Annotated in this window: 21 protein-coding genes and 1 other annotated feature; of the genes, 2 read left to right on the top strand and 19 right to left on the bottom strand. The window is 46.9% G+C overall.

Annotated elements, in window-relative coordinates; translation table 11 throughout:
• Positions 1-230 precede the first annotated feature (230 nt).
• The 7 genes from B1A98_RS05635 to nadB form a co-directional block, all read right to left on the bottom strand.
• Positions 231-1,643: a LysM peptidoglycan-binding domain-containing protein gene (locus B1A98_RS05635; protein WP_063385475.1), complete on the bottom strand. Its 1,413-nt coding sequence runs from the start codon at positions 1,641-1,643 to the stop codon at positions 231-233.
• A 255-nt stretch (positions 1,644-1,898) separates the two neighbouring features.
• Positions 1,899-2,603, bottom strand: coding sequence for a YhcN/YlaJ family sporulation lipoprotein (locus B1A98_RS05640; RefSeq protein ID WP_063385474.1), 705 nt, complete (start codon positions 2,601-2,603; stop codon positions 1,899-1,901).
• A 66-nt stretch (positions 2,604-2,669) separates the two neighbouring features.
• Complete coding sequence (locus B1A98_RS05645; protein ID WP_063385473.1) at positions 2,670-3,641, bottom strand: aminoglycoside phosphotransferase family protein; 972 nt, start codon at positions 3,639-3,641, stop codon at positions 2,670-2,672.
• The gene (gene safA / locus B1A98_RS20190) at positions 3,631-5,037 is read right to left on the bottom strand and encodes a SafA/ExsA family spore coat assembly protein (protein ID WP_063385472.1); all 1,407 of its coding nucleotides are present in this window, start codon (positions 5,035-5,037) and stop codon (positions 3,631-3,633) included. The genes B1A98_RS05645 and safA overlap by 11 nt, the downstream gene beginning before the upstream one ends.
• Before the next feature lie 312 nt (positions 5,038-5,349).
• A complete protein-coding gene (nadA, locus tag B1A98_RS05655; RefSeq protein WP_063385471.1) occupies positions 5,350-6,453 on the bottom strand; it encodes a quinolinate synthase NadA in 1,104 nt (367 codons plus the stop codon).
• The gene (gene nadC, locus B1A98_RS05660; RefSeq protein WP_063385470.1) at positions 6,431-7,309 is read right to left on the bottom strand and encodes a carboxylating nicotinate-nucleotide diphosphorylase; all 879 of its coding nucleotides are present in this window, start codon (positions 7,307-7,309) and stop codon (positions 6,431-6,433) included. Before nadC ends, nadA begins: the two co-directional genes overlap by 23 nt.
• On the bottom strand, positions 7,278-8,873 hold the full coding sequence (nadB, locus tag B1A98_RS05665; RefSeq protein WP_063385469.1) for an L-aspartate oxidase: 1,596 nt from the start codon (positions 8,871-8,873) through the stop codon (positions 7,278-7,280). The genes nadC and nadB overlap by 32 nt, the downstream gene beginning before the upstream one ends.
• Positions 8,874-8,978: 105 nt before the next feature.
• Between nadB and B1A98_RS05670 the strand changes: the two genes are divergently transcribed.
• Positions 8,979-10,103: an IscS subfamily cysteine desulfurase gene (locus B1A98_RS05670; protein ID WP_063385468.1), complete on the top strand. Its 1,125-nt coding sequence runs from the start codon at positions 8,979-8,981 to the stop codon at positions 10,101-10,103.
• Positions 10,104-10,163: 60 nt separating this feature from the next.
• A complete protein-coding gene (locus B1A98_RS05675) occupies positions 10,164-10,703 on the top strand; it encodes a transcription repressor NadR (protein ID WP_041097496.1) in 540 nt (179 codons plus the stop codon).
• Positions 10,704-10,906: 203 nt separating this feature from the next.
• Here B1A98_RS05675 and pheA read toward each other — a convergent pair whose 3' ends face one another.
• The 12 genes from pheA to minC all read right to left on the bottom strand — a co-directional run bounded on the left by pheA (position 10,907) and on the right by minC (position 20,404).
• Complete coding sequence (pheA, locus tag B1A98_RS05680; RefSeq protein WP_063385467.1) at positions 10,907-11,782, bottom strand: prephenate dehydratase; 876 nt, start codon at positions 11,780-11,782, stop codon at positions 10,907-10,909.
• Between the two features lie 57 nt (positions 11,783-11,839).
• Positions 11,840-12,295: an ACT domain-containing protein gene (locus B1A98_RS05685; RefSeq protein WP_041097501.1), complete on the bottom strand. Its 456-nt coding sequence runs from the start codon at positions 12,293-12,295 to the stop codon at positions 11,840-11,842.
• Positions 12,296-12,536: 241 nt separating this feature from the next.
• A complete protein-coding gene (obgE, locus tag B1A98_RS05690) occupies positions 12,537-13,826 on the bottom strand; it encodes a GTPase ObgE (RefSeq protein ID WP_063385466.1) in 1,290 nt (429 codons plus the stop codon).
• Between the two features lie 42 nt (positions 13,827-13,868).
• On the bottom strand, positions 13,869-14,414 hold the full coding sequence (locus B1A98_RS05695; RefSeq protein WP_041097505.1) for a Spo0B C-terminal domain-containing protein: 546 nt from the start codon (positions 14,412-14,414) through the stop codon (positions 13,869-13,871).
• 242 nt (positions 14,415-14,656) lie between these two features.
• Positions 14,657-14,941 carry a 50S ribosomal protein L27 gene (gene rpmA / locus B1A98_RS05700; protein WP_041097507.1) on the bottom strand — a complete coding sequence of 95 codons (285 nt, stop codon included), beginning with the start codon at positions 14,939-14,941 and terminating at the stop codon, positions 14,657-14,659.
• A 15-nt stretch (positions 14,942-14,956) separates the two neighbouring features.
• Positions 14,957-15,289, bottom strand: a complete 333-nt coding sequence (locus tag B1A98_RS05705; RefSeq protein ID WP_041097509.1) for a ribosomal-processing cysteine protease Prp — start codon at positions 15,287-15,289, stop codon at positions 14,957-14,959.
• Positions 15,290-15,301: 12 nt separating this feature from the next.
• Entirely contained in the window at positions 15,302-15,610 is a 309-nt protein-coding gene (gene rplU / locus B1A98_RS05710) for a 50S ribosomal protein L21 (RefSeq protein WP_063385465.1), read from the bottom strand.
• Positions 15,611-15,623: 13 nt separating this feature from the next.
• Positions 15,624-15,703, bottom strand: a sequence feature (ribosomal protein L21 leader region).
• A 47-nt stretch (positions 15,704-15,750) separates the two neighbouring features.
• Positions 15,751-17,217 carry an Rne/Rng family ribonuclease gene (locus tag B1A98_RS05715; protein ID WP_063385842.1) on the bottom strand — a complete coding sequence of 489 codons (1,467 nt, stop codon included), beginning with the start codon at positions 17,215-17,217 and terminating at the stop codon, positions 15,751-15,753.
• 53 nt (positions 17,218-17,270) lie between these two features.
• Positions 17,271-18,128 (bottom strand): M50 family metallopeptidase, encoded by an 858-nt coding sequence (locus B1A98_RS05720; RefSeq protein ID WP_063385464.1) that lies wholly within the window; start codon positions 18,126-18,128, stop codon positions 17,271-17,273.
• A complete protein-coding gene (locus tag B1A98_RS05725) occupies positions 18,121-18,780 on the bottom strand; it encodes a M23 family metallopeptidase (RefSeq protein ID WP_063385463.1) in 660 nt (219 codons plus the stop codon). Before B1A98_RS05725 ends, B1A98_RS05720 begins: the two co-directional genes overlap by 8 nt.
• Positions 18,781-18,915: 135 nt before the next feature.
• Positions 18,916-19,725 carry a septum site-determining protein MinD gene (gene minD, locus B1A98_RS05730; protein WP_063385462.1) on the bottom strand — a complete coding sequence of 270 codons (810 nt, stop codon included), beginning with the start codon at positions 19,723-19,725 and terminating at the stop codon, positions 18,916-18,918.
• Entirely contained in the window at positions 19,718-20,404 is a 687-nt protein-coding gene (minC, locus tag B1A98_RS05735) for a septum site-determining protein MinC (RefSeq protein ID WP_063385461.1), read from the bottom strand. The genes minD and minC overlap by 8 nt, the downstream gene beginning before the upstream one ends.
• Between the last annotated feature and the right edge of the window lie 68 nt (positions 20,405-20,472).

Consider the following 20,472-nt stretch of genomic DNA (forward strand, 5'->3'; position numbering starts at 1 on the left):
GCCTTTTATAAATCGTTATGATTACGATTTATATGATGTGTTTCTCTCTTGTATACCGCTCACTGCTTATGTCCGTCTTTCTTAAACAGCGTCTTAAATCAAAATCATTACGATTTAAAATCTATAATAAAACGTAATCATTACTATTTGCAAGTGTTTTTTCAAAAATTACAATAAAATGATCCTGCAGAAGCGGTTCATTTTTAAAAGAACCTGCTTCTGCATAAAAGTTATCTTTCCTTCCGGATCTGAAAATTACTTTGCAAAAGCTGCCAATTTTGCGGGAAAGGATAGCCGAGCACCCAGTAGCTGATCCCGCGAAGACCATATTCCTTAACAACGTCAAACTTCGCCTGAGCGCTGCGGGCATCTTCAAACCATACTTCATGCATGCGTCCTTGTTCATCAACGTACTGGAAAAACGGGGACTGGGTAGCAGAATCATACTGGATAGCCGCTCCATACTTAATCGCCCGGCGGATGGCCTCTTGCATATCAAATGTCTGAGCCTCCTGTCCTTGCCGATGCGGAAGCAGCCAATCTCTCGCATAAAGCTGGAAGCCAAAAAATAATTTATTTCGTGGAATAACAGAAACAGCATAGTCCAGCACCCGCCTAATTTGATTAAGCGGGGAAATAGCTTGCGGCGGCCCAAAACGGTAGCCCCATTCGTAAGTCATCAGGATGACAAAATCAACAATCCGCCCGTGTGCCTCATAATCATGGGCTTCATATAATAACCCTTTCTGATCGCCGCTCACTTTAGGAGCTACAGCGGTCGAAACAAAGAAGCCTGCTGCGTGCATTCGCTCTACCGCCCGCTGCAAAAATTGATTATACCGTTCGCGGTCAGCCGGAAATACATTTTCAAAATCAATATTTATTCCTCTGTATCCTTTTCTTCTCATGATGTCGATCGCATTGGTTAACAATTTGTCCTGCAGTTCCCTGCTTCCTAGAATCGTACTGGCAAGCCGTGACCCAGGGTTGCTGGCAGTAAAATTTGTAATGGCCATCATTGGCACCACCTGCTCAGCACGGGCTGCCTCCATTGTCGCTGTGTCATTGATCGATTCCAGTCCGCCGTCTGCTCTCATAATGTAAGCAAAAGGCGAAACGTATGTGAGATACGCTCCTGTTTCACGAACTTGACGGGCTCCTTCTTCTCCCATTTCTATTGTATAAGCATTCACATCAATAACCGGCCGCTCAAACGGGATTAATAATACGAGCCCCGGATAAATATCACCTGCACCTTGAACGTTATTGATCCTCATTAGTTCTCTTAGATTTGTGCTGTACCGCTGAGCAATCTGTGCCAGAGTTTCTCCTTCTTCAACTACATGCCGCCTTGCTGGAATGTACAAAACCATTCCCGGGGTGATGCGTTCAGGATTGCTGATCCCATTGATCCGGGCAAGCTCCCTGACCGTTACCCCATACTGTTGGGCAATTTTCCGAAGTGTTTCTCCTTCCCGCACAGTATGCCGCCGGGCTAGAAGGGGAATCAGCAAAGCCTGGCCAATCACAAGGCGGTCACGGTCAGGAAGCTCATTGACCCTCTCAATCCGGGCAGCCTCCACCCCATACTTACGGGCTAATTGATTGAGCGTCTCTCCTTTTCGAATCACATGTATAATCATAGATGTCTCCTCCAAATGATCGTCATATGACTATACATATGCAGCCCAGGACGATAGAAAACCTCTTATTGCAATATTCACTAAAAAATAACGGAGTTTAAAAACGAAACAGCCCCTTGCCGTTACTGCGCAAGGGAGACTATTCCGAGAGGTCTTCCATTCTCTCAAAGCGCCTGAAATCAAAAAAGGTTCGGAATAATCCCATTCCTAAACCCTGTGATCGATAAACGAAAACAGGAGCCCGGAGGCCCCTGTTTATTGGTCTGTACTAAAGCGGGCATTTTTTAAATCAATTGGTCCGCCATCACGCAAGTCATTGTCAAGGACACGAATATAGTTAAAGGTGCCGATATCATCAGCCACTTGAACTGGGGCGCCTTTGGCATAGCGCTCTATTGTCTGTTTCACTTGGCTCTTTACTGCCTTTGCATCCCTATTTTTCGCCACCTGCAGTGCAACGGTGATTTCTTTATCGCCAATAAATGTTTGAGCATCAAGAACACCATCTACCTCTTCTGCTTTGCTCGTCAGCTTTTCGGCCAATTTGCCATTATAATTCGTGTAATACGAATTTTTCTTTTGGACATTCTGTACGCTCTTATGGCCATGGTAATTGGCATCACTGTTATAAGGCTGCTCATTATCACGCTCAAAGAAGCTCCTGTCTTCTTTCGCCAGCGGTTTAGATGGGTTTTGCGGATGACCGTGGCCGTCACCAGCTTGTAAATAACGATCTTTTTCTTCCCTTATCGTTCTTTGCTCTTTCCCGACGGAATGGTCATACCATTCTGTCAGAGGGCCGTCATGGCGGTCATTGGCATCCTTATGACCAGCATTTGAAAAGTATCCCTGCGGTTCATAGCGATTATTTCCGCCGTAGCCGCTTTCGCTTTCAATTCCACACGCGGCAAGTCCAGCCGATACAGACAATACAACGAAAGCTTTCAATGTTTTCTGCATGCCCTCACCCCTGAACTGTTAGTCGGGCAGATAATGCCCTTCTTAGTTTGCAGAGGCAGAGAATTCTTATCCATAACGGCGCTCCCATTCTTCCTTCCATTTTCTGAAAAAATGCAGCCGTTGCATAAATGGCTGTACCGTCAGCTCATATGCATGCTTGTAAGCAGCAGGCTTCTCTTTTAAAGGGGCATACAGCCATCGCCGGCATTCCCGAAAAACATCGGCAGGAAACAGCGTGTAAAGCAACCAGTTTCTCTGTTGAGCATGTCGGGATACAGCCTGATGCTCCAGCACCTTTTCCAATTTCCAGCCAACAAGCGGCAGCACGCGGTGCGTCCATTGCACATAATCAAATAAACCGGGAGCCCGCGCAGCCAAGTCAAAATCAATCAAGTAAAGCACATCCTCAGACGAACGAAAAAAGTTATGCGCAGCTACATCCCCATGAATTAAAGCGGCTGTTTCTCTATCCTGTTCCCCATTAGAAAGACGGTCTAAGCACCACTTTCCCATTTCGGCATAGTTATCTAACACGGCTGAGGGAAAGCAGCGGGCCAGCTCGGCAAACTCGCTTTGAAAGGCAGCCAGCCGTTTGCTCCATTTCCCTGTTTGATCAAACTTTGGAAAACCTGCAGCGATGCCTTCGGGCAGCTTCTCTGTTTGCCGATGGAAAAGAGACAATAACTGCAATGCTTCTTCTCTTTCCCCACTAGTTCGAAAAGAAAATGGCTTTTTAGCTGGCTGGATATACGGCATAATGGCAAAAAACTGGTTTTCAAATTTAATTGGCCCGACAGAATGGAAAGGAATGACTTGCCTAAATCCATTGTCCAGTAAAAAACGGGATAACTGTATTTGCTTTTTCAGCTGGGCAAGAGAAGCATACCTTTTGAAAAACCATTTATTCCTGTTGGTAACAATTAGCCATTTTCCTTTTTTCAATGAAAAAACCGTTTGGATAGTTTCCTCCAAGCAGCCGGATAATAGAAAAAGGAGACGAGGTGTTAATCCGTCTCCCTGCTGAAAATTACTCTTCATTCTCTTCGTCGGTGCGCTGGCAGCCGCAATCTGACTTCCCTGGCATGGTCTGAGAAGGAAATTGATTAGGCATCGCCATGCCGCCGGCCGGGTACATCATTGATGAAGGATGATAACCTTGCATATAAGGCTGATGCATGACTGGCATCGGGTAAGCAGCAGGCGGCTGATACGCCCCCATTACTTGAGGATAGGCGCCATACTCCGCTGATTCCATTCCATATTCCATTGACGGCATATAACCGGCAGCTGGCATTACCGGTGTCATTGGTACGCAACAACTCGGCTGCGGATAATACGGCATCGGACACGGCGCCATACTTGGATACATAGCCGGAGCGTACATCGCCGGTGTATGTGCGATTGGCGCATTCATCATTGGCATATTCGGCATATTTGGCATCGGTTCATTCGGCATTGGCATGTTCGGCATATTTGGCATCGGCTCATTTGGCATTGGCATGTTCGGCATATTTGGCATCGGCTCATTTGGCATTGGCATGTTCGGCATATTTGCTATTGGGGCATTTGGCATTGGCATGTTTGGCATATTTGGCATATTTGGCATAATATTTGGCATGCCTCCATGCATTCCTTGAACATGGTCAGACGATGGGTAGTGCATCATTGGATAATGAGATGAAACTTCTTCTGATGAAGACTCCATCATTCCTTCAACCATCTCATAGGATGGCGGCATGGAAGGTGCCGCATGAATCGGCATCGGCATACACCAATGAGGATGAAATCCTGGGTATGCATGGTAGCCATGCATGGCTGGAGCCATTTGAGATTGATTCACATATGCATTCATCGGATATTCCTTGCCTCCTTGTGCTGGTGGCGCCATCTCTATCTTCGGCATAGGTGGCGGTGCGATTGGTATATTCTCGCTTTCGATCGCTTCTTCTTTTTTATCAAGCCCCGGAAAAATATTATCGGGCTTTACAGGCGGAGACGGAGGAGGAGACGGTGCCGGCGGCTGAACCGTCTGCTGCATCTGTTCCATATTCATCTGAAAAATTTGATTGATCTCCACTTCAGGTATCACGGGCGGAAGCGGAGGCTTTGGCTGTTCTTTCATTGGAGGGACCGGTTTCGGCTGCTCCTTTACGGGCTTCGGCGGAGGAGCAGGAGGTGCTTCTTGCACTGGCTTCGGCATTTCTTTTGGCGGTTTTGGCATCTCTTTCGGCGCGTTCGGCATCTCCTTCGGCGGCTTTGGCATCTCTTTCTTTGGGGTGACCGCTGGTGTCGGTACTTTAATCTTCATGCCCGGCATAATTAAGTCCGGATTGGACAATTGCGCATTTAGCTTTTTTAGCTCATCAAAATTCACTCCGTATTTTTTAGCAATCGTCCAGAGTGTATCTCCTTTCTGCACAATATGGATTCTCATTTTCTCCCTCCTCAGACATTCGTCGTAGTATATGTGAGCGATGCGAATTTGTGAACGAACCTACACCAAATTGTATGCTTCCATAAAAGAAGTTATGAGAAAAGAATAGTTCTAGGGGTGAAACTAGCTAGTAGCCATTCAAGAAAAAAGCTTCCAGCAGAAATCTGATGATGGCCTAAATGATGGAGTCCAAGAGATCAGTCTCTCTTAAATAGCTTGAAAGCCGCGAACAATCAAAAAAGGTTCGGAATGAGAGCATTCCGAACCTCCTTTATCGACAAACTACTGCCTGCTGCAGGCAGATGACTCGAATTATCTATTTAACATGCGCTCTAATGCCAGTACAGCTTCGCGGGCCGTTTGCTCCTCTACTTTAATGACATTCCCTTCTTTGTCTTCAACAATTGTTTCCAGTGACCAAAGCAAGTGGGGAAGATCAATTCGGTTCATTGTCAAGCATGGACACATGTTCGGGTTTAATGAAATAATGTGTTTATCAGGATGCTGCTGAATCAAGCGGTTGACAAGATTCATTTCTGTTCCAATGGCCCAGGCGCTTCCTGTCTCCGCCGCTTCGATTTGTTCAATAATATACTTTGTTGAACCATTGTCATCGGCTAAGGCCACTACCTCGCGTTTGCATTCCGGATGCACGATAATCCGCATCGATGGATCAGCAGCCCGAATGTGTTCAACGTTTTGGATTGTAAAGTTTTCATGAACAGAACAATGGCCTTTCCACAAAATCACTTTTACTTGGCTTAATTCGCCGTCATATTCTAATTCGTTGCTAATTGGATTCCATACAGCCATTTCATCTAGTCCAATTCCTAAATCAAAGGCGGTATTGCGGCCCAGATGCTGATCCGGCAAGAATAAAATCCTTTCTTTTTGCTCAAAGGCCCATTGAACCATCGCATGAGCGTTAGAGGAAGTAACGGTTGCTCCGCTGTTGCGGCCAACAAAAGCTTTAATAGCTGCAGTGGAATTGACATATGTCAAAGGCAGCATCGTATCGCCGAATAAGGCCTGCAGCTCTTTCCAAGCCCTTTCTGTTTGATAAATATCAGCCATATCCGCCATCGAACAGCCAGCCCGCATATCAGGAAGAATCACGGTCTGTTCCGGAGTCGTTAAAATATCAGCTGTTTCTGCCATAAAATGGACTCCGCAAAAAACAATATGCCTGGCTTTCTTATTCTTTGCAGAGATTTGTGCCAGTTGCAAAGAATCGCCGACAGCATCAGCAAATTGAATAACTTCATCACGCTGATAGTGGTGGCCCGGAATAAACAGTGCCTCTCCAAGCTGCTGTTTAATCTCCCTTACTCTTTCTTCCATTTCTTCCTTCTTCATTTGACGATATTTTTCCGGTAAATCAAAAGACGGCTGTTTAAGCATTTCCAAGATAGACATGATCCGCTTCCTCCTTGACAGAATCCGTGATGACTTTTGCGCTAATATCCAATGCACGAATAGAGTGGGTCAGAGCACCAAGTGAAATCCAATCAACACCGCTTTCCGCAAACGGCCGAATTCCATCAAGAGGAATGCCGCCAGAAGCCTCTGTTGCAATGCCTTCAGGGACAAGCGGCAGCCATTCCTGAATTTCTTGAGGTGTCCGATTATCGAACATAATAATATCGGCCCCGGCTTCCACCGCCTCGGCCAGCTGTTGCTTCGTTTCTATTTCCACTTCGATTTTCACTGTATGCCCAACAGTCGCCCGGGCTTTCTCTACTGCTTGCTTAATCCCTCCGGCAAATGCAATATGATTATCCTTCAGCATCACTGCATCGTAAAGTCCGCGCCGGTGATTATAGCCTCCGCCTGCTTTCACTGCATATTTCTCAAGCATCCGCAGTCCGGGCGTTGTTTTGCGTGTATCGCAAATTTTAGCGCGGGTACCAGCGGTTTGTTTAACGGCGGCGGCTGTCGCCGTTGCGATACCGGACATTCGTTGAATCAAATTAAGAACGACGCGTTCTGCCTTTAATAGTCCTTGCATGGTCCCGGCTGCTTCTGCCAGCACCGTGCCGGGAACAATCATTTCCCCATCATTCACCGCTATATTTACGACAGCAGAGGGATCAATCAAGGTAAAGCCGCGCTGCAAAATTTGCTCGCCGCAAAAAATCCCCGCTTCTTTTGCCACTAAAGTAAATGATCCCCTGTCTCCGCGCGAAAAAAGCGCCTCTCCGCTCAAGTCCCCATCTCCAATGTCCTCTATAAAAAACTGTTTAAGCATGGATTCTAATTGGATTTCGTTCATGCTGTCCACCTCTTATATTTATTCGGTCCTTCGTCTGTATGACTCTCTTGCCCCGCCAATGCATTTCTTCAGCCATAAAATCTGTACGGATATGTGCACCTCGGCTCTCCGTGCGAAGCAAAGCAGCCCGGCTGATTAAATAACTGTTCATGCTCATATAAATCTTCTCAATTGTCTCTTGCTCCAGATCATCCAATCCGCTCTCTATCCATTCTCGAACCCCTAAAGCTTCTAAATAACGAACATGGCTTTGCAAGTTTTCCGGTGTGCGGATAATGCCCGCTGCCTTCATCGTTCGGTTCCGCAGCTCCTCCTTCGAGAATCCGGCAGCTGACTCAGCCGGCAGCTGGCTGTCATAATAGAAAACGCGCGCCGGCAGCTGACTTGCCGGCAGCCGGCGGTTAATAAAAGCAGCTAGCCGACGGCCGTATACAATCCCTTCAAGCAATGAATTACTCGCCAAACGGTTGGCCCCATGGACACCGCTGTGAGCGGCTTCCCCGACCGCATATAATCCAGGAATCGTTGTGCATCCATTCGAATCAACGGATATTCCGCCCATTAAAAAGTGGCTTCCAGGCGCCACAGGAAGGAGGCCATCGCTAATAGATACACCATTCCTTTTACATAACGCGGTAATCGTCGGGAATTGCTTTTCAAAATGCTCAATGCCGCGTATATCAAGAAAAACATCTTTCCCTTTTGTCCGTGCCTTATAAATTTCATAAGCTGTAATATGACGCGGAGCCAAGTCTTTGAGCGGATGAACGCCCTCCATCAGCAAAGAACCAGACCCGTCAATCAGCTTGGCGCCGGCCCCTCTGACTGCCTCGGAAACTAAGCCTTGGGCAGCTCCGTTCGCAAAAAGCAAGGTAGGATGGAATTGGACAAATTCCATATCTGCAATTTCTGCGCCGGCACGAAAAGCTATGGCTACCCCGTCCCCCGTCATCGTCGGCTGATTGGAAGTAGCCGGGTAAACCGCGCCGGCCCCTCCAGTCGCTATTACTACGTGGGGCGACCAGCAGTAACTAATCACTCCCTCTTTACTTTTTGTTTTTATCCCCATGCAAAGGGAGCGGTCTTCAGACAGCAAACAGTCATAAGCCATTTCGCCCTCGATCATCTCTACATTTTCCGGCAATGTCGCCAGCAAATGCTCGACTGTGTGCCGCCCCGTAGCATCTCCGCCGGAATGAATAATTCTCTTGGCGCTATGCGCCCCTTCCAGACCAAGTGACGGCTGTCCATCTGCGTCCCTGTCAATGTGGAGACCGCCAGCAATCAGTTCCTTGACCGCAGCGGCCCCCTCATCGGCTAATCGCTCGACTTCTTCTATAAAATGATGGTGTCTTCCTGCATTTAATGTATCCTCTACATGCGAATGGATGCTGTCGCCTTTATCAATTACTGCCGCAATCCCGCCTTGCGCAATATAAGAATTGCTTTGTCTGATTTTTGTTTTTGTGAGAATAATCACATGACTAGTTGAATGAAGATGATGGGCCAGTTGCAAAGCAGCTAATCCGCTGCCGACGATAATGACATCCGCTTGTCTATTCATTATTTTCCCCTCTTGTTTTAACAGGTGTCTTGACACATATATTTACACAAATTTAAACTAAAGACAAGGCTTTTTTTAAATCCTTACTTACAGGAGGAGCGTCCCGTGATTTATTTTGATTATGCAGCCACTGCACCTATGAGTGAAGAAGCGCTGAATGTTTATATAAAAACAAACCAAAAGTTTTTCGGAAACAGTTCAAGTCTTCATGATGAAGGCAGCCGGGCCCGCTTTTTGCTGGAGCGATGCCGGGAGAGCCTAGCCAAACTGATCGGCGGAAAAAAAGAAGGAGTTTACTTTACTTCAGGAGGAACAGAAAGCAACCTATTAGCTATCGTTTCCCTGGCAAAAGCAGCGAGAAAAAAAGGAAACCATATTATTACCTCGCTGGCAGAGCATTCCTCTGTCCACTCGGCAACAGCTTACTTGGAGAAAGCAGGATTCGCTGTCACCAAACTACCGCTCAGCTCACGCGGCATAGTTGAGCCGGAGAAGCTGGCTGCAGCCATACGGCCAGATACCATTCTCGTTTCCTTGCAATACATTAATCAGGAAATTGGAGCGATCAACCCAATAGAAGAAATAGGGAAGCTATTAGCAGAAAAGGAAATCTTATTTCACTCAGATTGCGTTCAGGCATTTGGGAAATTGGATATTTGTCCGCTTCTAAAGTGGGTGGATAGCCTCTCGCTCTCCTCCCATAAAGTATTCGGCCCAAAAGGAGCAGGAGCTGTGTATATGGATCCTTCTGTGCAATGGTCCCCGGTTTTTCCGGGTCTCACGCACGAAAGCGGCTTTCGGGGGGGAACAGTGTCTGTTCCGGCTATCGCTGCCTTTACAGCAGCCGCGGAAGAAGCCTGCCGGACATTTAGCCAGCAAACGGAATGGGCGTTCCGCCGTTTGCTAAAAGAAAAACTCTCCGGCTCTTCTTTCTGCTGGATTGAGGCGGAAGAAGCCAGACAGCTCCCTTCTATCATCGGGCTCACGCTTCCAGGCATGGAGGGACAGCTCGTCTTATTGAAATTAAATGAGCAAGGCTGCGCTATTTCAACAGGCAGCGCATGTGACGCCCGATCAGAAAACGGAACAAAAGCGATTCTGGCAATGGGCTATCCAATGGAGACGGCCCGTCAGTTTTTCCGCATTTCCTTCAGCAGCCGGACAACTATGGAAGAAATAGAAACATTGGGAGATCTTCTTCTTGGCTTAACCTCCGCAACGCTCCGTTAGAACTGCTTATCCGCTTATGGTAAAATAGAAGCAGCGGAATTTAAACATGGAGGGATAACTATGACTCCCGGGAAAAAGATTTTAGGAGAAGAAAGGCGAACATTGATCTTAGAATGGCTGCAGACGAGCAAGGAGCCGTTAACAGGCAGCGAGCTGGCCAGCCGCTCAAATGTCAGCCGGCAAGTCATCGTCAATGACATTACTTTATTGAAAGCGCGCAATGAGCCCATTATCGCTACCAGTCAAGGGTATTGCTATTTTGCGCCTTCCTTGCCGGAACAATGGTTTGAGCGATCTGTTGCCTGCAACCATAAGCCGGAGGAAACAGAGGAAGAGCTGAATCTGCTCGTTGATCTGGGATTGCTCGTCAAAGACGTAAAAATTGAGCATCCGGTATATGGAGACTTAACCGCTTCGATCATGGTTTCTAACCGAAAAGAAGTGGCTCAGTTTGTCAAACGCATTCATGAAACGAATGCCACATACTTATCACAATTAACGAACGGCGTACATTTGCATACAATCGCCGCCAAAAATAAACAAACGCTAGATGAAGCAGAAGCTGCCTTGCAAGAGGCGGGCTTTTTACTGGTGGAATAAACACGGTTCATTTGGCAAGGATGCCTTGGCATTCACCGGAAAACAGACCAATCCGCCAAAACAGAAAAACTGACAGGAGTGCGTCACTCCTGTCAGCCGCCGATAAAATAGAGCGGGCCTTTGCCCGCAAATTTTAAGCTGTCCTTGCAGGGCAGCTTTTTGGCATTAAGCAGCCTGTTCCCTGCTCACGCTCCATGCTTGTTCTATTTGTCCGCTTCTCGTTCGTCTGGCTGAATAGAGTAGGCGCGGTAGCTTCCCAGCACATGGACTTTACAGCCGAGCGCTTCCATTTCCGCAAAAGCCCCCGGCAACAGCACTTCATCCATACGCTGTTCAATGTCGAGAATAAAGAAATAATTGCCAAGACCGGTTTTCAATGGACGTGACTCAATTTTGCTTAAATTGATGTTGCGCCAAGAAAAAGCGGATAACACTTGGTGCAGCGCTCCCGGTCTATCAGATGGAAGCGTGATGACCACTGTGGTTTTATCCCGGGGCCGGTCCAGCGGAAGCGACAGTTCCGTTTCCTGTCTGGCCAGCACGATAAAACGGGTATGATTAAAGTCATAATCATGAATATTGACTTTAGCAATGGCTAAATCATACTCCTGAGCTGACAACTCATTAGCGATTGCTGCCAATCGCTGTTCCGGATGTTCTTTTACATATTTGGCAGCAGCGGCGGTTGAAGCCGCCTGCTCGTGTGGAATATCCGGAAAATAACTATGTAGAAATTTATGGCATTGAGCAATTGCATGCGGATGGGAAAGAACTTTCTCTGTTTTCTGCCAATCATAGGCATACTCTTTATGGACGAGAAGGTGCTGTTGAATCGGTTCAGTCACTTCCGCAACAATTTTTAAATCCGCCTCATGAAACAAATAATCAATCGTTAAATTCACTGTTCCCTCAAGTGTGTTCTCAATGGGAACAACAGCAAAATCCATGTCCCCGTTAATGACCGCATCCATGCAAGCCGGGATAGTCACATAGGGAATATGCTCTTCCTCTGGAAAAGCGTGGCGCACTGCTAAATTCGTGAAAGTAGCAGCAGGGCCTAAAAAAGCAATCTTTCGCAATCAAATCTACTCTCCTTACTAGAAAATTGGCAATATTTAAACTGAAAAAGCTGGCTCTTATCCGCCTGAGCCCAGCACTTCTACTGTATCTACAAACTCCAGCCTTTCCAGCTCTGCCAGCATCTCATCCAGTTCAATCGTCATGTTGCTGACATTCAACGATAAAGTGACATTCGCCCTTCCTTGAAGAGGAATTGTCTGGTGAATGGTTAAAATATTCCCTTCATATTTTGCGACGAGTCCAAGCAATTCGGACAAGGTGCCAGACCGGTCTTCAAGATGAAAGAATAACGTAATAATTCGTTCCGTTACGACCTTGTGGAAGGGAAAAACCGTATCGCGGTATTTATAGAAAGCACTGCGGCTTAAATCGACCTTTTTCACCGCTTCCCATACAGAATCTGCCCGATGCCGATCAATTAACTCCTTGGCCTCAAGTGTTTTCTTCATTGCCTCTGGCAATACATCCTCACGCACCAAATAAAATTTACGTTCAAAATCCTTTTTAGCCACGTTTCTCCCTCACTTAAAAGCGGAAGCGGCTTTTAACCAGAACATCAAGCGGACGGCTCAAATAGCAACTTGGGCTTCTGAATCCGCTACTGCTTATGCCTAAGGATTAGCCGCTGCAGCTAGATAAACTTAAGAACGGAAGCGATCCGTTCGTTCCGGCAGACAGAAACAGAATGGCTGCAAGCGAATAATCGCACACAGCCGAAACCGCTTCTATTTGCTGAAACCATTGGCCGCTTTCCTACTCCACAAATTCAAACTCATAATCGAGCAGGCGAACAATGTCACCATCTTCTGCACCGCGTTCACGCAGCGCATCGTCTACGCCCATGGAACGCAGCTGGCGGGCAAAGCGGCGAACAGAGTCCTCCCGTGAGAAATCTGTCATTTTGAACAGCTTTTCCACTTTCTCCCCGCTGACAACGAACGTGCCGGATGGGTCTCTCGTAATAATAAACTCTGCCGGCTGATCCTCATGTTTGTACATGACGCTATGGATGCCCTTTTCTTCTTCCAAGTCAGAAAGCGGGAATTCCGGTGTTTCATCCACCTTATCCGCTACTGCATAAAGCAGCTCCTTAAGCCCTTCACGGGTAATCGCTGAAATAGGGAAGATAGGTATGTCTTCACCGATTTTTTCTTTAAACTCTGCCAGGTTTTCTTCTGAATCAGGAAGATCCATCTTGTTAGCGACGATAATCTGCGGCCGCTCTGTCAATCGCAGGTTATATTCTTTTAGCTCTGTATTAATGGTGGTGTAATCCTCATATGGGTCGCGCCCTTCCATGCCGGACATATCGATGACATGTACGATCACCCGGGTGCGCTCAATATGACGCAAGAATTGATGGCCAAGTCCCACCCCTTCATGTGCTCCTTCAATCAGTCCGGGCAGATCGGCCATAACAAAGCTGCGGCCGTCATCTGTTTCAACAACACCGAGATTAGGCACAATCGTTGTAAAGTGATAAGCTGCAATTTTAGGACGGGCAGCCGACACAACGGAAAGCAAGGTGGATTTGCCGACACTCGGAAACCCTACAAGCCCTACATCCGCCAGCAGCTTCAATTCCATGACGATATAGCGCTCTTGTCCTGGCTCTCCATTCTCTGATATTTCCGGAGCCGGGTTGGCCGGTGTCGCAAAACGCGTATTGCCGCGTCCTCCCCTTCCGCCTCGTGCAATCACAGCCCGCTGGCCATGCTCCGTTAAATCAGCGATCACTTCTTTTGTGTCGTCGTCCATGACTACCGTGCCAGGAGGAACTTTCACAATCATATCCGCAGCATTTTTGCCGTGCTGCCCTTTGCTCATTCCATGCTCGCCGCGCGAAGCTTTGAAATGGCGCTGATAACGAAAGTCCATCAGCGTTCGTAATCCTTCATCCACTTCAAACACTACATCCGCTCCATGACCGCCATCACCGCCGGCTGGTCCGCCCTTTGGCACATATTTTTCACGGCGAAAAGCAACCATTCCGTTTCCGCCGTCGCCGCCTTTTGCGTATACTTTTACCTGATCTACAAACATAAAATCCTCCTATTGATGAAGCTATGCGTTGGATAAAACGATCTATACGACCGCTTCAAAGAGCATTTCTTCCGCTGAATGCGCATGTATTTTGCACTGCCTCACATCAGGCATGCTCAGTATTTCTGTTAATTCTTTAATCAGAAGCTCTGCATTCGTTATTATTCCACTGAATTCAAAAAAGAAACGGATTCCTTCCTCTGCCTCTCCAATAGAGAGATATAAATGGTTGTCTGCATACGCTTCGATATACTCTTCGATTAAACGAAAAATGGAAGACATCCAGCCTGCCAGCCGGCGGTCTTCTGTCTCCGCCTTTATGTTCGTATCCAGCACCTCATATTCGAGTTGAAAGAGATGCGCCTCCCAATTAAAGGTAATCAGCACTTTTGCAAGCTCCGGCAATGACAGATTGCATAAATGGGCTTCCTGTTTTGCCTGCATCGCCGTTTGTTCAATGACTCGCTCAGCTTCTTCTGTTTTTCCGAGCGCAATGTATCCCTTGATGAGCTGGAGATGGTTCATCCAGTCATGACGGGAGTGCTGAAGGGCTCGAATGATCGTCCAGTTGTTGCTTTTACTATCCACTGCACAGGTCCCCCCTTGTGCTAAACATAGTCGAAGAAAAGAAGGACCTTCGCCTTCTCATTCACTTGTTTTATTTTTACTACCTATCCGTCATCTTCCTGCCTGTCGTGGCTTTCCACCTAGTATACCAGAAATTGAGGAAGGAGAGATAGCAAACAACGTAAAAGCTGCCTCAAAATAACCATAAAGAAAGCTCTAACCGGTTGGTTAGAGCTTTCCACTTCCATGTTATCCAGCTTGTATTACTGAGCTGCAGGGTATACGCTCACTTTTTTCTTGTCACGGCCAAAGCGTTCGAAACGAACAACGCCGTCAACTTTTGCGAATAGAGTGTCGTCTCCACCACGGCCAACGTTTTCACCAGGGTAGATTTTTGTTCCACGCTGACGGTAAAGAATAGATCCGCCTGTTACGAACTGGCCATCTGCACGCTTCGCGCCAAGACGCTTAGCTTCAGAGTCACGTCCGTTCTTTGTAGAACCAACCCCTTTTTTCGATGCGAAAAATTGAAGGTCTAATCTTAACATGAGTTTCACCTCCTGTTAGTGAAAAGTAATTTTTATATGTTTGCTATACTCACGTTCAATCGTTTGCAGGGAAACAAGCATTCCTTCGAGCAAGAGCTGAACCTTGTCCGCTTCAGCTGAAGGAAGGTTCTCTGGCACAATGCAGCGGAGGAATCCGCCTTCTTCTCCTTGCTCAATGCCTAATTTGGCATCGGTCAATGAAAGAATCGCATTTAATGCCCCAAAAGAGACAGATGTCGCTCCCGCACAAACGAGATCTTTTCCATGTTCAGCAAATTCAGCATGTCCTTCCATCGTGAAAGAAGAGATTCTTCCAGAAGGATTTCTGTTTACATTTACCCGAATCATTGGATCATCGCCTTACGCGTTGATTTTTTCAATTACAACTTTAGTGTATGGCTGACGATGGCCTTGTTTTCTGCGGTAGTTTTTCTTTGCTTTGAATTTGAAAACAGTAATCTTCTTTTGACGGCCTTGTTTTTCAACTTTAGCTGTAACTGTAGCGCCTTCAACAATTGGGCTTCCTACTTTTACATTATCGCCGCCAACGAATAATACTTGATCAAATGTTACAGAATCACCTTCTGCAGCATCTAATTTTTCGATGTAGATCGCTTGACCTTCTTCTACTTTTACTTGTTTACCGCCAGTTTCAATAATTGCGTACATTTCCTGCACCTCCTTGGTTACTCAGACTCGCCATTCGCAGGTGGTTTGCAAGAGCAAACACTTCCAACCTGTTATGAGCGGTTGTAGCACAGGTGCTACAAACAATAACATTAGAATCTTATCATTTCCCTGCTTTTATGTCAACTTTTTTCGAGGAGATTTCCTTTCGGCGATAACTCTGCAAAACTGCCTGTCCGGAGAATCCTTCCAACAGGCGCCGCTGCCTCAATAACCTGGTAAATAATCTTTTTATGGAGAAGATCTTCAAGCCTCTCATGATACTCATTATGTTTGCCGGCGAACACTGCCTGCACCTCAGAGGTCACTTCCACAAGTACAGCTTCCACTTCATGCCGGGCCAATTCCAACAGTTTTCTTTCCAGTTGAAAGGCTGCGCTTTCACTGCTGATCACCCGTCCGGTGCCCCGGCATACTCGGCACGGCTCGGTTACTGTCTCGATGAGGGAGGGCTTCGTTTTTTTGCGGGTCATTTGCATCAGCCCGAGAGAGGTAAAGCCGCGCACCGACACTTGCTTCGAATCCTTTTTCGTCTCTTTGACCAGTTCTCTCTCAACCTCTCGGCGGTCTGCTTCATTCGCCATATCGATAAAGTCGATCAGAATCATGCCGCTAATATCACGCAAACGCAATTGCCGGGCACTCTCTGCAGCTGCTTCTCTATTCGTTACGAGCACGGTCTGCCTCTGGCTGCTTTTTCCGGTAAACTTTCCTGTATTAACATCAATGACCGTCATCGCTTCTGTTCGGTCAATAACAATAAAGCCGCCGCTTGGCAGCCAGACCGTACGTTTTAAAGCCATCTCTGCTGACTCGCGCAACCCAAAGGCAGAAAATATCTCCTCATCCGCTGAATGAAAGGTAGTTGTCCATTGACCTTTCTTAAAACGGACATCTTCTTTTATGCTCACTAGAAAGTCAAGCTCGTCACCAATCAACTCGCCTTGCCCGAGCTCATTCATCCTTGCAAAAAGCTCCTCTTGCAATTGCTGCCGCTCAAGCAGCAAAACAGGCGCCTGCGCTTTTTCCGCCGCTTTTACCAGCTTTTCATGCCGGGCCCGAAGCTGCCTCCATTCGGCAAATAAGTCTTCCTTTGGCAGGAAGAATGCAGCTGTGCGGACAATCAGTCCTTCCTCTTCCCTTTTGTGCTCTTCAATCCACTCGCTCCATTCCCGGCGCTGCTGTTCATTTTCCGCCTTTTTTGATAAGGCGACATAACGGCCTGCGGGCAAATAAACAAGTAAGTCCCCGGGCCATTCAATCACGGCAGTCAACCGTGGTGCTTTCATTTCTGATCCATCCTTCATCACTTGGACGATGATCTTCTGCCCTTGATGAACCAAGTCTCCGATCGATTTATTTTGATGATCCGGAAAGTCGTTGCGATGCAAAAAGGCATTCTGTTCCAAGCCGATATTGACAAAGCAAGCATTCATCCCTTTTTCCACCTTTGAAACAATCCCGTAATAAATAAAACCAACATGGGAACGGTGGGCCGGCTGAAAAATATGAACTTGATCGGCCGTTCCATTTTTCATGACAGCCAGCCGCTTTTCCCTTCCCTTCGTACTGACAATCAGCGCATTCATATAAAACCCGCTTTCCTCTTTTTGTTCCACTTTACTGCCGCGGAGCACATCCGTCAATCGACAGGCAGCAAGTCTTTTAGGCGGGAATCTGTTTTCTTTTCCGAAAAGTACGCATACAGTAACTCATTTTCATCAAGCCTTCCTTGTTTTTCCCCTCCCTCTGTCACATAAACGATGTGCTTGGCATTGCGCTGGAACCGTTCAAGCACATTCATAACAGGCTCTTCTGAGGGGGCAGTCAGCGGCTTTAGAAAACCTGCCGCCCCTTTATTGCCATAGTGCCGTTCTAAAAGAAAACGCATAAAGGCATAACGCTTTTCTTTCCAAGCTCTCCAAAGGGTCCATCCTAAATAGAAAAATAATGACCAGGCCTGCAGATGAAAAGGAAAAAAGAAAAAGACCGTCATTTGCAGGCAAAACAATAAGCATGCCGAACAAAGAATAACGAGCCGGAAGGCAGATAAAAAGGGTCTGGCTGCCGAAAAGAGCAACATGAGCAGCTTGCCTCCATCCAGCGGATACACCGGCAGCAAATTAAAAAGCAAGATCGCCATGTTAATGTCCCAAAACGACTCATATAGGCCAGAAGACAAAAACCCACCCTCATGCGCCAGCCAGGCAGCTGCAAATAACCAAAGGTGCTGCAGCGGGCCAGCCAATACAACGAGCAGTTCCTCCCTTAATGGACGATTCCCGTGCTCGTCCACCTCCGCAACACCGCCAAACGGAAGAAGCACTACTTTTTTCACCCGCCAGCCTAGGGCATGTGCCACTAACACATGGCCTGATTCATGAACAACAATAACAGTAAAGGCAAGCAGCAAAGGTAAAAAGGTTCCTGTCAGTAGACAGACGCCAATGACTCCCCAGAGAAGCGGATGAATATGGACGTTTTTCATCCATTTATTCAAATGGAACCACCTCATTTGGATCAATAAACACATTGTCACGCTTAATAGCCAAGTAAAATTGCCCGCCGCTTGTATTTTTCCCTATTTCGGCCTTGGCCAGTGTGCTTCCGGCCTTTACCCGTTCATATTGCTGCACAGACAAGGCGGATAGATGTCCATACCACGACTCGCTATTATCAGCATGCTGCAGGATAACCGTTTTTCCTAACCCCTCCTTTTCCCCAGTGAAAATAACAGTTCCTTCTTTAATGGCCTTTACTTCTTCAGTTGGGCCTGTTTCCACAAGAATCCCTTGGCCATTTGTTTGGAAATCCTCTACAATGCGCCCGGCAGCCGGCAAGGCGATTTCAGGAGACGCGCCCGGGCTTTGTTCTTTCTCTGTCCACCCGTCTGCCGTAAAAGGCAGCGGTTCGCCAAATGCCTTTTCATACCATTGGGCTGCCCTCGAGAAAGGAAATTCTTTTTCCATCGTCTTCTCCATCCAGTGCCTCCCATCCTCTAGCATCGGAGAGGGATGCCGAAACAAAATAGCAGTAGCTAACACTAACGCCCCAGCTGCAAGCCATTTAAATAAAAAACGTTCCCAGCTGAATAGCGGATGCAGCTCTTCCTTCTCGTCTGCCAGCGGAAACAGATCTTTTTCTTCTTTCACACAGCTTTCCTCCTCTTCTACACAGGTTTGTACACTATATGAGTGACAAGACCGATTAAGAAGAAAGAATTCACGCCAAAAAGCCGTTTACCGGCTTACTAAGCGGATAAACGGCTTTTCTCTAAATAAACAAATTTATTTTGAACGGACACCAAAAAACTTCTTGAAGCGAGTGAAGAACCCTTCTTTGATATCATCAAGCTGCTGCAAAGGCACAGATTCACCAAGAATTCTTCTGGCAATATTGCGGTAAGCGATCGAGGCCCGGTTATTTGGGTTGTGAGCAACCGGTTCTCCATTATGAGAAGACTTAATTACCTCATCATCATCCGCCACAATGCCGAGCAGTTCAATAGACAAGTGTGCGGCCACTTCATCCACATCAAGCATATCTCCCTGCTGCATCATATGATTGCGTATCCGGTTAATAATCAGCTTTGGGGACTCCATGCCTTCTTCCTTCTCCAGCAGTCCGATGACCCGGTCTGCATCACGGACAGACGACTTTTCAGGAGTGGTGACAACAATGGCCTTATTAGCGCCGGCTACAGCATTCTTGTATCCTTGTTCAATCCCGGCTGGACAATCTATTAAAATATAATCGAATTCCTGCTTTAATTCTTCCATCAACTTTTTCAGCTGCTCCGGCTGAACAGCGGATTTGTCTGTTGTTTGAGCTGCTGGCAGCAAGTAAAGCAAGTCGTTAAAACGCTTATCTTTCACAAGTGCCTGATGGGTTTTGCAGCGTCCTTCAATCACGTCGACCAAATCGTAAATAATCCGGTTTTCCAGCCCCATCACAACATCTAAGTTTCTAAGACCAATATCTGTATCCACTAAACAAACTTTTTTCTCTTGCAATGCAAGTGCGGTGCCTAAGTTAGCGGTAGTGGTTGTTTTGCCGACTCCGCCTTTTCCAGATGTAATAACTATAGCCTCACCCACTGTGCTTTCCCCCTTTAAACGTAGAAATTCCCGGTCTCAGATGCTTAAGCACCTGTAAGCGGTCAACCACAATCTGGTTAGAATCATCTATGTACGCACACTCCGTCTCGCAACAGTCCTCTTCTTCATAACGGTCGGGTGCACGGTTAAAGTAATGGCTGATTCTAAGTTGAGATGGCATCATCCGGCTAGCCGCAATGACAGCCGCCTCGTCTCCATAACAGCCGGCATGGGCCATTCCTTTTAAAGCCCCCATAATAAAAATGTTTCTCCCGGCTCTTACTGTTCCTCCAGGATTCACATCGCCGATCAGCAGTAGATCTCCGGGAACCTCAAGTATCTGCCCTGAGCGGATTCGTCCTGTATAAGAAACAATCTCGCTTTCTTCTTTCCAGCGGATCGCCTCTTCCATTGTCATTACATTGGATTTGACAGACTCGACAGCGAGATGCTCGCGTTGATTAATGATTTTTTTTATTTCCTCGGTTTCTTCATCTAACAAATAGCGATTTCCTGCCTGAACAGTAACTGTAAGAACAGATCCGTGCTCCTGGCCATTGACGGCGTCCATTTTCTCTTTCAGCTCCTGCAGCAATTCATCATACGCACATTTATCGTTTAAATGCAGCGTCAGCCCATCCTTTGTTCCTTTAATGACAACGTTTTGTTTTGTCTTCATAGCACGAAATTCACCTCTGTTGTCCAATTAATTCGACAAGCCCTCTTCGATTCCTCTTTTTCCGTCCT

It is taken from the genome of Pseudobacillus badius (assembly GCF_002189605.1).
GTDB classification, from domain to species: domain Bacteria; phylum Bacillota; class Bacilli; order Bacillales; family Domibacillaceae; genus Pseudobacillus; species Pseudobacillus badius.